Below are 13,686 nucleotides of genomic sequence, written 5' to 3' on the forward strand. Positions count from 1 at the left end.
CCCGGGGCGGCTCAGGCCCGGGTGAAGACGAGTGCCACGTTGTGACCGCCGAAACCGAACGAGTTGTTCAGCGCGGCGGGGACGTCCATGTGGCGAGCCTTGCCGGCGGCCACGTCGAGGTCGAGGCCGTCGTCCGGGTCGTCCAGGTTGATCGTCGGCGGGATCACGCTGTCGCGGATCGACAGGATGGTGGCGATCGACTCCAACGCGCCGGCCGCGCCGAGCAGGTGCCCGGACATCGACTTGGTGGCGGTCAGCACCGGGTGGTCACCCAGTGCCGCGTGCAGTGCCTTGATCTCGGCGATGTCGCCCACCGGGGTGGACGTGGCGTGCGCGTTGACGTGGCTGATGTCGGCCCGGTCCACGTCCGCGTCGGCGATCGCCTTCGCGATGGCCCGGATCGCGCCGGCGCCCTCCGGGTGCGGCTGGACGATGTCGTAGCCGTCGGAGGTGATACCGGCGCCGGCAAGCCGCGCGTACACCCGGGCGCCCCGGGCGGCGGCGTGCTCGGCGCGCTCCAGCACCACGATGCCGGCACCCTCGCCGAGGACGAAGCCGTCCCGGCCCTTGTCCCACGGCCGGGAGGCCCGCTCGGGCTCGTCGTTGCGGGTCGACATGGCCCGCATCGAGGCGAAACCGGCGATCGGCAGCGCGTGGATCACCGCTTCGGTGCCACCGGCCACCACCACGTCGGCCCGACCGGACCGGATCATGTCCAGACCCAGCGCGATCGCCTCCGCGCCGGTCGCGCAGGCGCTGGCCACCGAGTGCACGCCGGCCTGGGCGCCGAGTTCCAGACCCACCCACGCGGCGGGACCGTTGGGCATCAGCATGGGCACGGTGTGCGGGGAGACCCGCCGGGGGCCGGACGCCTCCAGGATGTCGTCCTGGTTGAGCAGGGTGACCGCGCCACCGATGCCGGAGCCGATGCTGACCCCGATCCGTTCCGGGTCCGCTCCGGCGTCGACCAGGCCGGCGTCGGCCCAGGCCTGGTGGGCGGCGATCAACGCGATCGCCTCGGAGCGGTCCAGCCGGCGCAGCTTCACCCGGTCCAGGACGGTGGAGGGATCGACCGCCAGTTGGGCGGCGATCCGGACCGGCAACTGACCGGCCCACTCCTGGGTGAGCGCACTCACCCCGGAGCGGCCGGCGAGCATGGCGTCCCAGGTCGACGCGACGTCCCCGCCCAGCGGGGTGGTCGCGCCGAGCCCGGTGACGACGACGTCAGGACGACTCATGATCAGGACTGCGCCTCGATGTAGCTCACGGCGTCCCCGACGGTCTTGAGGTTCTGGACCTCGTTGTCCGGGATCTTGACGCCGAACTTCTCCTCGGCCGCGACCACGACCTCCACCATGGAGAGCGAGTCGACGTCCAGGTCGTCGGTGAAGGACTTCCCCTCGGCCACGTCGTCCGGGTTCACCCCGGCAACCTCTTCGAGGATCTCGGCGAGGCCGGCGGTGATCTCGTCACGGGTCATTGCGGTGGATTCCTCTCATCGGGATTTCTCGACGGTCGGCGACGCCGTCCGTCACACCTCTGCGCCTGCGCGCCGAGGAGGTATCAGGGGCAGCGGACGACCTGACCTGCATAGGTCAGGCCACCGCCGAAACCGAACAGCAGCACCGGCGCGCCGGAGGGCACCTCGCGGCGCTCCACCAGCTTCGACAGGGCCAGCGGGATGCTGGCCGCCGAGGTGTTGCCGGACTCGATCAGGTCCTTCGCGACGATCGCCTGCGGGATCTTCAGCCGCTTCGCGATGCCGTCGATGATCCGGGTGTTGGCCTGGTGCGGGACGAACGCGGCCAGCTCCGACGGGTCGACCCCGGCCCGCTCGCACGCCTGCAACGCCAGCGGCGCCAGGGCGGTGGTGGCCCAGCGGAACACCGTCTGACCCTCCTGCGCGATGTACGGGCGCCAGCCCTCGATGCGTACCGCGTCGCCGCGCTCCGGCACCGAGCCCCAGACCACCGGGCCGATACCGGCCGGCTCGCCCTCGGGCGTGGCGCTGACCACCGCGGCGCCCGCCCCGTCACCGAAGATGATGCAGGTGGAGCGGTCGTTCCAGTCCATGAAGTCGGACAGCTTCTCCGCGCCGATCACGATGGCGTTGCGGCTGGCACCGGCGCGGACCGCGTGGTCCACGGTGCCCAGCGCGTACGCGAATCCGGAGCAGGCGGTGTTGAGGTCGAACGCCCCCGGGGCGTCGATGCCCAGCTTGGCCGCGACCCGGCAGGCCACGTTCGGGCTGCGGTCGATCGAGGTGCACGTGGCCACCACGACCAGGTCGATGTCGGCGGCGGTCAGCCCGGAGTTGGCCAGCGCCTTGTCGGCGGCGGCGGCGGCCATGTCGGCGACCGTCTCGTCACCGGCGATCCGCCGGCTGGCGATACCGACCCGGTCCCGGATCCACGCGTCGTTGGTCTCCACCAGCTGGGCGATCTCGTCGTTGGTCACCACCCGGGACGGCTGGTAGTGCCCCATGGACACGATGCGACTGCCGCTCATGACGAGCCCTTCCTACGGTCGATCTCGGCACGAGACTCGGACGGACTGAGGTGGACGGCGCTCACGCCTGACCTCCGGCGACGCGGGCGATCAGGTCGCGGGCGGCGGGCAGCTTGTCCGGGGTGTTCAGGGTCACGATCTCCGGCAGGCCGGGGCCTTTGAGCTCGCGCTTGACCAGGCCGGAGAGCGTGCCTGCGGGCGGCAGCTCGATCACACCGGTCACCCCGAGGTCGGCGAGGGTGGCCATGCACAGGTCCCAGCGGACCGGGGAGGTGACCTGGCGGACCAGCCGCTGGAGCATCTCCGCGCCGTCCCGGACGGCGGTGCCGTCGAGGTTGGAGAGCAGGATCCGCGTCGGGTCGCCGGTGGTGACGTCGGCCGCCACCGTGGCGAGCGCCGCCTCTGCGGGAGCCATGTACGGGGTGTGGAAGGCGCCCGCCACCTGGAGCCGGATGACCCGCGCCTGAGCCGGCGGCTCGGCGGCCAACTTCTCCAGGCAGTCGATCGCACCGGCGGCGACCACCTGCCCGGCGCCGTTGCGGTTCGCGGCGTGCAGCCCGTGCCCCTCGACCGCGGCGAGCACCTCGTCCGGGTCGCCGCCGAGGACCGCGGCCATGCCGGTCGGCTCCAGCGCGCACGCGGCGGCCATCTCCCGGCCGCGTACCCCGGCGAGGGAGATCGCGGCGTCCGCCGGCAGCGCGCCGGCCAACGCCGCCGCGCCGAGTTCACCGACGCTGTGCCCGGCGGTCAGCGCCACGTCCTGCAACGGCAGGTGCTCGGCGGCGAGCAGGGCGGCGGCGACCAGCAGCGGCTGGGTACGGGCGGTGTCCCGGATCTCCTCGGCGTCGGCGTCGGTGCCCAGGTGCACCAGATCGACGCCGGCCAGCGCGGACCAGTGACGCAGCCGCGCCTCGGCGCCGGGCAGGTCGAGCCAGGGAGTCAGGAAGCCGGGTTTCTGAGAACCCTGGCCGGGGCAGAGTACGGCGAGCACGTCTATGACTCTCCCGGATACCCACCGGTTGCGCTGTGCGGACCGGTACCAAACCGCACTAGGACCTTTGGAGAGATCCTACAAAGATTGGTGCTGGTCATCGCCAACCTGTGATCTTTTACCGGTCGGTGGGGCCAATGTCGGGGTCGGCACCACCGGGTCCAGTCGGCCGACGGTCAGCGCCACCCGCAGCGCGAAGGCGTCCCGGGGCGACAACGGGCTGAAACCGGTGACGTCGGAGATCCGCCGCAAGCGATAACGCACCGTGTTCGGGTGCACGTACAGCGCCCGTGCCGCGCTCTCCAGCGTGCCGCCTGCGGCGAAGAAGGCGTCCAGCGTCTCCAGCAGCTCGCCGCCGGCGCGCACCAGCACCGCGTACACGTCGTGCCGCAGCCGCCGGCGGGCCTCCGCGTCAGCCGCCAGGGCGCGCTCGGGCAGCAGGTCACCGGCGTGGACCGGTCGGGGCGCGGCCGGCCACGCCGGAGCCGCCCGGTACCCGGCCAACGCGGCCCGGGCCGACTCGGTGGCCTCGTCCAGGCTCGGTACCGAGGGGCCGACGACCACCGGACCGTCACCGAAGGCGGACAACAGTTCGGCGGTGGCCGCCACCGGATCCGCCGCCCCGCCGAGCACGATCACCAGGCGGTCCCCGTGCACCCCGCCGATCACCTCGACCCCGACCCGCCGGGCCTGCCGGTAGACCGTGTGCAGCACGGCGGCGACCTCACCGCCGGGGGAGGGGCCGACCGCCACCGCGACCGGCGGCGCGTCCGTCCAGCCGAGCGCGGCGGCCCGGCTGGCCAGCACGTCCGGCGAGTCACCTCGCAACAGCGCGTCGACCAGCAGAGCCTGGAGGCGGGCGTCCCAGGAACCGCGCGACTCGGCCGCCCGGGCGTACACCCGGGCCGCGGCGAAGGCGATCTCCCGGGAGTAGCGCAGCACCGCCTCGCGCAACTGCGCCGCCTCGCCCGGCGCGGCCAGGTCGTCGACCTGCTCCTCGACCACGTCGATGGTGACCTTGATCAGGGCGACGGTCTGCTGGAGGGTGATCGACCGGGCCAGCGCCTGCGGCGCGGTGGCGAACACCTCGTCGGAGACCTCCTGGGTGCCCTCGTGGGGGCCGCCGTCGGAGCGCAGCCACTGCACCAGGGACCGCGCGCCGGCCTGCGCCACCACCATCACCCAGGACCGCTGGTCGGCGGGCAGGTCCCGGAACCAGGGCAGGGTGTCGTCCATCCGCGCCACACTCGCCGTGGCCAGCGCACCGGCTGCCCGCTCGATCCGGCGCAGCGTGGCCGACAGGTCCGTCCCGACCGACTCGCTCACCCGCCTAGCCTGACATGTCCTGAGCTGGACCTCGTCGGCAGGCGTCGGCAGTCCCGGGAGCACCCACCCGGTACGCGCTGCACGGCCCGTCGGAGCCGGCCAGTACGGTAACGAGGCACGTCGGGTGGGCACCGGCGGGTGAGGGCGAGCGTGAGGAGACACCGATGGCGCACGGGGAGGCTGAGCACGGCTGCGCCCAGGGAGAGCCTTGCCGACCGGGGTCGCACGAGCAGCCGTTCCCCGCCAAACACCACCGCCGGCTCATCGGTCTGGTCCACCCGGGCGAAGCCGCGCCGGGACGGTCGGCCGAGCGTCCCGAGGAGGACTCCGCTCCGGTACGCCCGCGCCCCGTCGACCCCGTGGTGCCGCGTCAGCGTACGGGCGAGGCCGTGGTCCCGGAGCCGGTCACCGGCGGCTGCCGCAGCGACCTGCCCGGCTGGGCCGGCGGCCATCGGCACGGCCCGGTCCGCCCGGCACTGCGGGCGGTACGCCGGGAACGCCCCCCACGCCGCTGGTGCTGAGGAGCGGTTGCGGCGTCGCGTGGCGTGGAGGCCCGGCGGTGCTGGTCGCTGAGGTTCGGCGGGTCCGGCCGCGCTGGTGTCGCGAGGTGCCGCAGGTCCGGCGGCGCTGGTGCTGAGGCTCAGCGGGTCCGGCGGCGGACCAGCAGCGCGATCCCGGCCAGCCCGAGGGTGATCACCAGCATCACCGCGACGTTCAGCAGGAGCAGGCGGCGCAGCTCGCTGAAGGCCTCGTTGATGTCCTGAGCGGGGTTGAGCGCGTCCTCCGGGATGATCCGCTCGCCTCCGCCGACCCCGCCGCTGACCGCCTCGTACGTCCGCTCCAGCGGCACCCCGACGGTGCGCAGCGTCTCCGACATGCTGATCCGTCCGAGGAACCAGGCCGCCGTGGTCTTGCGGGCGTCCGGCTGCTTTGCCGGCCGGTAGACGCGCGGCCCACCGACCGCCTTCGGATAGAGGTCGTAGGTCTGCTTCGGAGTGTCACCGGCCAGCACCACCACGGTGTACTTCGGACCGAGGTCGGCCTTCTCGGGCGCGCGCGCCGGTGCCAGGGAACGGCTCACCTGGTCGATGACGGCGGCGACCTGCTCCGGGTTGGCGTCGTGGCGCAGCCGCAACGGCTCGGCCAGCCCGTGTCCGGTGATGTCGACACCGGCCGGCGGCGCCTTCGGCGCGGCCTTGACCGGCTCGACGAAGGCCAGCGACAACACCACCGCAGCGACTCCACCGACCGCTATCGCGGCCAGTCGCCTCATCCGTCGGACCATGCCGCCTCCTCGCCCCGTCGATGGTCGGCTGTGCTGCAGGGGTCACGCGTTGGAGGGCCGACGTCGGTGACCATGCCCCACAGGACGGGTACCCACTTCAAAGACTCCGCGGAACGACGATTGGTTGCAGCTGGTGAAACACTAATTGGAACTATCTGTGATCGCGAATCGGCCGATGATCAGCCGTGCACACGCGGGGCGGATCTTACCTGTGCGCTGGCGGTGATGGGGGGCAGGGTAGCGCGTACGACGTGGTCCTGGGCAGTGGTGTTCGGCGTGGCGCTCGGTGTCGCGCTCGGTGTGTCGTTGCTCCTGCCGACGTGGACGCTCCCGGCGCACCACCGCGCCGCCCGCCAGCCGGCACGGATGTAAGGAGGGGTCCCCTGCTATGCACGAGGCGTTAGCAGGGGACCCCTCCTTACACACGGCAGCCCTAGAACAGGCGGGCGCGGGCGGCGCGGAGCCGGGTCAGGGTGCGCTCGGCGCCGAGCACCTCCAACGACTCGAACAGCGGCAACCCGACCGTCCGGCCGGTGACCGCGACGCGTACCGGTGCCTGGGCCTTGCCGAGCTTGAGACCGCGCGCCGCGCCGACCTCCTCCATGGTGGTCTTCAGCGTCGCCGCGTCCCACGAGGTCACCGCCGCGAAGGCGGCGATGGCGTCGTCCAGCAGCTCGCCCGAGCCCTCCTTCATCGCCTTGGCCCAGGCCGCCTCGTCGATCAGCGGGGAGGCGAGGAAGAGGAAGTCGACGTTCGGCACGATCTCGCTGAGTACCGCGATACGGGTCTGGGCCAGCGGCGCCACCGCCGCGAACGTGGCCGCATCGAACTCGTCGGGCTGCCACGGCGGCGGCGGGATGCTGCCGGTACCGGTCAGCCACGGCCCGCAGACCTCGACGAACTCCTCGACCGACAACGCCCGGATGTACTCGCCGTTGAACGCCCGCAGCTTCTTCTCGTCGAAGAAGGCCGGCGACGGGTTCACCTCGTCGAGCCGGAACTCGTCCTCGATCACCGACCAGGGCACGATCTCCCGGTCGTTGGAGGGCGCCCAGCCGAGCAGCATCAGGTAGTTGCGCATCGCGGCGGCGAGGTAACCCTCGTCCCGGTACGCCTCCAGCGCGACCTTGTCCCGCCGCTTGGACAGCTTCTGCCGCTTCTCGTTGACCACCACCGGCACGTGCGCCCAGATCGGCGGCTTCACCCCGAGCGCGTCCCAGAGCAACTGCTGCTTCGGGGTGTTGGGCAGGTGCTCCTCGGCCCGGATCACGTGGGTGATGCCCATCGTCATGTCGTCCACGACGTTGGCCAGCAGGAAGACGGGCGAGCCGTCGCCCCGGGCGATCACGAAGTCCTCGATGAGCTTGTTCTCGAAGGTCGGCTCGCCCCGGATCAGGTCGACGACCACCGTCGTGCCCTCGTCGGGCGTCCGGAAGCGCAGCGCACGGCCCTCGCCGGGCGGCAGTCCCCGGTCCCGGCAGTACCCGTCGTAACCGGTGTACTGGTTACCGGTCCGGGCCTGCACGGACTCCCGGGTGCAGTCGCAGTAGTACGCGCGGCCCGAGTCGTGGAGCCGTCCGGCGGCGGCCCGGTGCTCGTCGGCGTACGAGGACTGGAACCACGGGCCCTCGTAGCTGCCCCGCTCGATGCCGATCCAGTCCAGCGCCGACAGGATGCCCTCGGTCCACTCCGGCTTGTTGCGTGCGGCGTCGGTGTCCTCGATACGCAGCACGAACACCCCGCCCTGCTGCTTGGCGAAGATCCAGTTCTGCAACGCCGATCGGGCGCCGCCGACGTGGAACATACCGGTCGGGGAGGGGGCGAATCGCACACGTACTGTCACGGCCCCCAGCGTACAGATGTAAGGAGGGGTCCCCTGCTATCGCCTGGTGTCGTACAGGGGACCCCTCCTTACGTCACAGCGGGTCAGGGGACGGAACGGATCTTCAGCACCAGGATGCTGCCGAGGACGGTCACCGCGGCGGTGGTGGCGTACAGGGCGGGGTAGCCGCCCAGGTACACCACGATCGGGGCGGAGACGGCCGGCCCGAGCACCTGCGGGGCGGAGTTGGCGATGTTGATCACGCCGAGGTCCTTGGCCCGGTCGGTGGCCCTCGGCAGGACCTGCGTGATCAGGGCGGCGTCCACCGACAGGTACACCCCGTAACCGGCACCGAGCAGCAGCGCGGCGACGATCGCCATCGGCCAGGTGGGGGCGACGGCCAGCAGCAGGGCCGCGACCGCGATCACCATCCCGGCGACGATGACGAAGATCTTGCGTTTTCCCGTGCGGTCCGACAGTCGCCCGGCGACCACCGTGGTGGCCATCAGCCCGGCGGTGTAGAGCAGGATCAGCACCAGCAGGCCGCCCTCGGGGTCGGCCACCCGGACCTCGTCGGTGAGGAAGTACAGCAGGTAGAGGGTGCCGAAGGCGTTGCCGAGCTGCACCAGGAACCGGGTGATCCAGGCCCAGCCGAAGTCCGGGTACCGGCGCGGCGACACCCACATGCCGGCCAGCAGTCCCCGCAGCGGGGGTCGGTGCGTACGCGGCAACGGGTCGTCGGTGGTGCGCAGCGCGAACGGCAGCGCGAACAGCAGCACCGCGGCGGCGATCGCCAGGTAGCCGGCGGCGTTGCCGGTGACCACGGCGGTGACCAGGACGACGCCGAGCACCAGCCCGAGCGCCTGCGGGATGCCGACCCAGCCGGAGACGCCGCCGCGCTGGGCGACCGGGACCCGGTCCGGTACGGCGGCGGTCAGGCTGGCCAGCATCGCGTTGAAGCAGGTCTGCGCGGCGACCCAGCCGACGACCACGCCGAGCACGGTCTGCGCCTGGGCGAGCAGTGCCAGCGACAGCGCGCCGAGCACCGCGCCGCCGAGGGTCCAGACGTGCCGGCGGCCGAACTCCCGACCGCCGATCCGCAGGCAGGTCCGGTCCGACAGTGCCCCGACCAGTGGGTTGACGATCACCGCGGCGAGCGCGCCGATCCCGGTGACCACCGCCAGCATGGTCTCCTTGTTCGTCGGCGCGATCTGTCCGAGCTGCTGCGGCAGCAGCACCTGGATCGGGGTGAAGAACGCCATCCAGACGCCGAGGTTCGCGGCGAAGAGCAGCGCGATCCAGCCGCGCCGCACCGACACGGTCGGTTCCGCCAGCGCCGCCGGCAGCGAGGCCGGCGTCGGGTCGACGGTGGTCACCGCGGAGGTTCCCGCCGGGCCGCCGCGATGACCTCGCGCAGCCAGGAGTACGAGGACTTGGGCGTACGCGCTCCGGTGGCGAAGTCGACGTGCACCAGGCCGAAGCGCTTGGTGAAGCCCTCGGCCCACTCCCAGTTGTCCAGCAGGGACCAGACGAAGTACCCGGTCACGTCGACCCCGTCGGCCATCGCCGCGTGCACCGCGCGCAGGTGGCCGTCCAGGTAGGCGATCCGGTCCGGGTCCGGCACCCGGCCCTCGGCGTCCGGGGTGTCGTCGTACGCGCAGCCGCTCTCGGTGATCTGGATCGGGGGCAGGTCCGACCCGTACTGCCGGTGCAGCCAGCCGAGCAGGTCCCGGAGCCCGTCCGGTGCCACCGGCCAGTCGAAGGCGGTACGCGGGTACCCGGTGAGCGGCACCAGCGTGAACGGCAGCGGCGAGCCCTCCTCGGGGGCGCGTACGCCGCTGGGGTTGTAGTAGTTGACCCCGAGCACGTCGAGCGGGGCGGCGATGACGTCGAGGTCGCCGTCGCGGACCACGCTGGTGTCGAAGCCCAGCTCGGTCGGGTAGCCGCGGCCGAGCAGCGGGTCGGTGAAGAGCCGGTTGTGCAACGCGTCGTAGGCGTACCCGGCGGCGGCGTCGGCGGGGTCGTCGCCGAGCACGCGTACCGGCGAATAGTTGTTGGCGATGGCGACCGGACTGTTGCTGCGGGCGCGCAGCGCGGCGACCGCGAGACCGTGCCCGAGCAGTTGGTGGTGGGCGACCGGGAAGGCGTCGAAGAGCAGCGCCTTGCCGGGGGCGTGCTCGCCGGTGCCGTGGCCGAGGCTCATGTGGATGAACGGCTCGTTGAGGGTGATCCAGAGCTTGACCCGGTCGCCGAGGCGGGTGGCCAGCACGTCGGCGTACTCGGCGAACCGGTGCGCGGTGTCGCGGTGCAGCCAGCCGCCGGCGTCCTGGAGCGGCTGGGGCAGGTCCCAGTGGAACAGCGTGGCGACCGGGTCGATGCCGTGGCCGAGCAACTCGTCCACCAGCCGCTCGTAGAAGTCGAGCCCGGCGGCGTTGACCCGGCCGGTGCCGGCGGGCAGCACGCGGGGCCAGGCCACCGAGAAGCGGTACGCGGTCACCCCGAGCCCGGCCATCAGCGCGACGTCCTCGGCATAGCGGTGGTAGTGGTCGCAGGCCACGTCGCCGGTGCTGCCGTCGAGGATGCGCCCGGGGGAGTGGGCGAAGGTGTCCCAGATGGAGGGTCCGCGACCGTCGACGTCGGCGGCGCCCTCGATCTGGTAGGCGGAGGTGGAGACGCCCCAGCGGAATCCGGTGGGGAAGTCGGGCATCGGAGCGGTCTGCATGCGCCCTCCCGGCGAAACGCGAAACGTGTTCGGAACTCTAGGGGTCGTGGGAGCGCTGCGCCATAGGGTGTCGATGCGTCGATGGCAATACCTTTCGGCGTGTCTTTGTTAACCCGTCCACATACGTCCGTTTTTGCGCATACAGTTCCGAATATTGTGGGATGTCCTCACTGGAGGAAGACGGAAATGATCCTCGTGGAACGCAGCGCGCACGTGACGGCACCGGTGAACGCGGTCTGGGACGTGGTACAGCGCGCTGAGCAGTTGCCGGCCTGGCTGGCCGGCGTCCGTGCGGCCGAGGTCCTCTCGGGCGAGGGCTTCGGCAGACGGCAACTGGTCCAGGCCGGGCGCGGTGCCGCACATGAGGCCGAAGTGATCGCCTACCAGGAACCGACCCTGATCGGCTGGCGGGAACGGGCCAAGGGCGCCGGTGCCCGAGCGGAGGCGCGCACCGAGATATACGTCCAGCTCACCCCGGACGAGGACGAGGGTGGGACGGTCGTGCGGCTCATCGTCGTACGCTGGCCGGCCGGCCCGGTCAAGGCCGCGCTTCTCCGGCTCGGCCTGCGCAGGGTCGGCGCCGACCTGGAGGACTCGCTGGCTCGGCTGACCGACCTGGCCGCCGTCGGCTGACCGACCACCTCCTGGCGTCACCCGCGATGCGGTGGCGGCCCCGGTGTCCCGACCAGGTGCACCCGGGCCGCCACCGTTTTCGACGCCGCCGGTGATCGCCCTACACGACGACGGTGAAGGCCGCGACGCGTACCTCGTCGAGGTGCCGGAACTCGAAGAAGAGGCGATAGGTGCCCGTCGACGGCACCGTGATGCCGAACGCCACCACCGAACTGGCCTGACTCGCCGCCGCCGGATGGACGTGCAGGTACGCCAGATCGCCCTGGCGCAACGCGACCAGGTGCCCGTACGCGCCCAGGTGCGGTTGCAGGTCGTTGACCGGCTGCCCGAGGCGACCGAGCCAGACGAGCACCTGGTGGGATTCGCCGGCCCGCAGGCCGCCGTCCAGGGTGACCGTGTAGTCGTCGACCAGGACCGTCTCCTCGGGCGGATCGAGTGGCCGTGCCGCGTACCGGCCGGGAACCGGCAGGTCCGTCCCGAGGGTGACCCCCGCCTGGGCGCCGAGCGGCCAGAAGTCGGCGATCACCCGCAACGGGCCGGGTGCCGACGGGGTGACCCGCACCCGCCAGGTGCCGTCGGGCGACATCTCCGGATGCAGGTGCTGATACCCGGAGAGGTCACGGCCGACCAGGATCAGGTGCATCCGGCGCTCGTGGTTCTCCTGGAACTCGGTCAGTGCGGCCCCGGTCTGGTCGCTGATCTGGAAGGCCAGCTCACCCGGCTCGCCGGCGGTCAGGTCCGGCGTGTGCAGCGCCAGAGACCAGCCGTCACGGGAGACCTCCAGCCCGCCCGGACCGTGGCCCGCGTGCCCGCCCGGCACGGCACCGGACGACCGGGCCGGAGTGCCGCTCGGGCCGCCGGCCCGCCCGGCGAAGAAGCCGACCGTCAGGGTCAGCGCGAGCACCAGCGCGATGGCCGCGTAGCGCGTCGGCGGACCCGACGTCGGTTCCGGAACGGGGGGACCGGTCGCGTACTCCCGGGTGGGCGGCACGGCGACGGAGCCGACGGCTTTCGCCGCCGGCCCCTGACTGGTCGTCGTCACGGCAGCCGGGGCTGCAACACGAACAGCCCCTGTTCGATGCCGCTGACCACGACGACACCGCTCGGGAAGTACGGGTAGGTGCTCCAGGCGCCGTTCATCGAGGAACTGTTGCTGGACGGGTAGACGTCGAAGTACCCGGCCTCGGTGGCGCGGCCGGCGGCCACGTTGGTCAGGTCCAGGATGCGCAACCCGGCCCGATAGTTGGCCTGGTAGCTGTACTTGCCCTTGACGTACTGGTTGTGGTCGGTGGCGGCGACGCCGGAGGGCGCGCTGTAGGTGCCGATGTGTCGAGGGGCGTCCAGGTCGGCCAGGTCCCAGATGTAGGTCTGCGTGTTCACCCCGCGACGGGACTCGTCCAACTCGTCGTCGAGCAGGAAGTAGCGCTGGTCCTCGGTGAACCAGCCCTGGTGGGTGTACGCCCGACCGGTGTACCCGATGCGGGCCAGCTGTCGAGGGGCGGACTTGGTGGTCACGTCGACCACGGTGACGGTGTCCTCGTTGGAGCTGACACAGATCTCCCGCCCGCTGTAGGCGGTGTCGGGACCCCGGTAGACCACGCACTGGGTGTCGTGGGTGTATCCGTCGTTGCTGACGCAGCCGGCCGACGTCGGGGACTTCGGGGTCCGGATGTCGACCATGTGCAGGCCGCCGCTGCAGGTGTTGGTGCCGACCGCGTACGCGAAGCCGGTCTGCTCGTTGATGGCGATGTTGTGCGAGTTGCCGAACTGGTTGTACTGCGCGTTCGTCGTCCAGGTCTGCGGCGTGGTGACGCCGCGCAGCCGCGTCAGGTCGAAGACCTGCATGCCGTGCCCGGAGACGTCCGCCACCACGTAGGCGTGGTCACGGTAGACCTTGATGTCCCGCCAGACGGCGGTGCGGTTCTGGTACGCGGGCAGGTTGCCGAGGTACACCGGCGCGGTCGGGTCCGAGATGTCCACGAACGAGGTGCCGTTGCGGCGGCCGACCAGCGCGTACTCCTTGCGGGTCTGCGGGTCGGTCCAACCCCAGATGTCGTTCGCCTGGCTGCCGCCGATGCCGGACAGCGGCATGAACGACAGCAGGTCCACGTTGCGGCAGGGGTAGCCGGCCGCCTGACCGTTCGTGCAGGCCGTCGCCGCGAGGGCAGCCGCCTGCTGGGTCGGTTCCCGTTGCGCCATGAACTCCTGCGCCGACGCCCGCCCGGCGGGTGTGGCGGGGTCGTGTGCCACCGAGGGCGAGCCCGGCCCCAGCGTCGACACCACCAGGGCGCCGACGGCCAGGGCCAGGCCGATCCGGACGATTCGCATCTGTGCTCCCTCTCGTCGCGCGGGGGCGGACGGCGTCCGAGCCGGCGGAGGACGGCGCGACAGGAGTCCAC

General features: G+C 71.9%; 12 protein-coding genes and 1 pseudogene. 2 read left to right on the top strand and 11 right to left on the bottom strand.

Annotation, left to right across the window (positions count from 1 at the left end; genetic code table 11):
* Positions 1–11: 11 nt before the first annotated feature.
* The 5 genes and pseudogenes from fabF to ABZ738_RS23325 form a co-directional block, all read right to left on the bottom strand.
* On the bottom strand, positions 12–1,238 hold the full coding sequence (gene fabF / locus ABZ738_RS23305; RefSeq protein WP_131051841.1) for a beta-ketoacyl-ACP synthase II: 1,227 nt from the start codon (positions 1,236–1,238) through the stop codon (positions 12–14).
* A gap of 2 nt (positions 1,239–1,240) precedes the next feature.
* A complete protein-coding gene (locus tag ABZ738_RS23310; RefSeq protein ID WP_007072348.1) occupies positions 1,241–1,480 on the bottom strand; it encodes an acyl carrier protein in 240 nt (79 codons plus the stop codon).
* Positions 1,481–1,563: 83 nt separating this feature from the next.
* Positions 1,564–2,508: a beta-ketoacyl-ACP synthase III gene (locus tag ABZ738_RS23315; protein ID WP_131051840.1), complete on the bottom strand. Its 945-nt coding sequence runs from the start codon at positions 2,506–2,508 to the stop codon at positions 1,564–1,566.
* Between the two features lie 73 nt (positions 2,509–2,581).
* A pseudogene (locus ABZ738_RS23320) lies at positions 2,582–3,499 on the bottom strand (ACP S-malonyltransferase); the annotation flags it as partial.
* A 78-nt stretch (positions 3,500–3,577) separates the two neighbouring features.
* Positions 3,578–4,888, bottom strand: a complete 1,311-nt coding sequence (locus ABZ738_RS23325) for a helix-turn-helix domain-containing protein (RefSeq protein WP_357216286.1) — start codon at positions 4,886–4,888, stop codon at positions 3,578–3,580.
* A gap of 101 nt (positions 4,889–4,989) precedes the next feature.
* On the opposite strand from ABZ738_RS23325, the gene ABZ738_RS23330 reads away from it, so the two are divergent.
* Positions 4,990–5,346 carry a hypothetical protein gene (locus ABZ738_RS23330; protein ID WP_357216289.1) on the top strand — a complete coding sequence of 119 codons (357 nt, stop codon included), beginning with the start codon at positions 4,990–4,992 and terminating at the stop codon, positions 5,344–5,346.
* Positions 5,347–5,465: 119 nt separating this feature from the next.
* Here ABZ738_RS23330 and ABZ738_RS23335 read toward each other — a convergent pair whose 3' ends face one another.
* The 4 genes from ABZ738_RS23335 to ABZ738_RS23350 all read right to left on the bottom strand — a co-directional run bounded on the left by ABZ738_RS23335 (position 5,466) and on the right by ABZ738_RS23350 (position 10,654).
* On the bottom strand, positions 5,466–6,110 hold the full coding sequence (locus ABZ738_RS23335; RefSeq protein WP_131054678.1) for a hypothetical protein: 645 nt from the start codon (positions 6,108–6,110) through the stop codon (positions 5,466–5,468).
* A gap of 433 nt (positions 6,111–6,543) precedes the next feature.
* Positions 6,544–7,953, bottom strand: a complete 1,410-nt coding sequence (gltX, locus tag ABZ738_RS23340) for a glutamate--tRNA ligase (protein ID WP_357216292.1) — start codon at positions 7,951–7,953, stop codon at positions 6,544–6,546.
* Positions 7,954–8,036: 83 nt separating this feature from the next.
* Positions 8,037–9,308: an MFS transporter gene (locus tag ABZ738_RS23345; RefSeq protein ID WP_131054676.1), complete on the bottom strand. Its 1,272-nt coding sequence runs from the start codon at positions 9,306–9,308 to the stop codon at positions 8,037–8,039.
* Positions 9,305–10,654, bottom strand: coding sequence for a GH1 family beta-glucosidase (locus ABZ738_RS23350; protein ID WP_357216296.1), 1,350 nt, complete (start codon positions 10,652–10,654; stop codon positions 9,305–9,307). Before ABZ738_RS23350 ends, ABZ738_RS23345 begins: the two co-directional genes overlap by 4 nt.
* A 186-nt stretch (positions 10,655–10,840) precedes the next feature.
* On the opposite strand from ABZ738_RS23350, the gene ABZ738_RS23355 reads away from it, so the two are divergent.
* Positions 10,841–11,287, top strand: coding sequence for an SRPBCC family protein (locus tag ABZ738_RS23355; RefSeq protein ID WP_131054674.1), 447 nt, complete (start codon positions 10,841–10,843; stop codon positions 11,285–11,287).
* Positions 11,288–11,387: 100 nt separating this feature from the next.
* Here the strand turns inward: ABZ738_RS23355 and ABZ738_RS23360 are convergent, their stop codons facing one another.
* Together ABZ738_RS23360 and ABZ738_RS23365 are read right to left on the bottom strand one after the other, a co-directional pair.
* Positions 11,388–12,329 carry a hypothetical protein gene (locus ABZ738_RS23360; protein WP_254876953.1) on the bottom strand — a complete coding sequence of 314 codons (942 nt, stop codon included), beginning with the start codon at positions 12,327–12,329 and terminating at the stop codon, positions 11,388–11,390.
* Positions 12,326–13,615, bottom strand: a complete 1,290-nt coding sequence (locus ABZ738_RS23365; RefSeq protein WP_131054673.1) for a choice-of-anchor B family protein — start codon at positions 13,613–13,615, stop codon at positions 12,326–12,328. Before ABZ738_RS23365 ends, ABZ738_RS23360 begins: the two co-directional genes overlap by 4 nt.
* Positions 13,616–13,686 lie beyond the last annotated feature (71 nt).

Origin of the sequence: Micromonospora sp. NPDC047793 (genome assembly GCF_040642635.1) — a bacterium.
GTDB lineage: Bacteria > Actinomycetota > Actinomycetes > Mycobacteriales > Micromonosporaceae > Micromonospora.

Bases quoted from the DNA above. Each gene is read 5' to 3' on its own strand.
- fabF (WP_131051841.1), bottom strand. From the start codon at position 1,238: ATGAGTCGTCCTGACGTCGTCGTCACCGGGCTCGGCGCGACCACCCCG.
- ABZ738_RS23310 (WP_007072348.1), bottom strand. From the start codon at position 1,480: ATGACCCGTGACGAGATCACCGCCGGCCTCGCCGAGATCCTCGAAGAG.
- ABZ738_RS23315 (WP_131051840.1), bottom strand. From the start codon at position 2,508: ATGAGCGGCAGTCGCATCGTGTCCATGGGGCACTACCAGCCGTCCCGG.
- ABZ738_RS23330 (WP_357216289.1), top strand. From the start codon at position 4,990: ATGGCGCACGGGGAGGCTGAGCACGGCTGCGCCCAGGGAGAGCCTTGC.
- ABZ738_RS23335 (WP_131054678.1), bottom strand. From the start codon at position 6,110: ATGGTCCGACGGATGAGGCGACTGGCCGCGATAGCGGTCGGTGGAGTC.
- ABZ738_RS23350 (WP_357216296.1), bottom strand. From the start codon at position 10,654: ATGCAGACCGCTCCGATGCCCGACTTCCCCACCGGATTCCGCTGGGGC.
- ABZ738_RS23355 (WP_131054674.1), top strand. From the start codon at position 10,841: ATGATCCTCGTGGAACGCAGCGCGCACGTGACGGCACCGGTGAACGCG.
- ABZ738_RS23365 (WP_131054673.1), bottom strand. From the start codon at position 13,615: ATGCGAATCGTCCGGATCGGCCTGGCCCTGGCCGTCGGCGCCCTGGTG.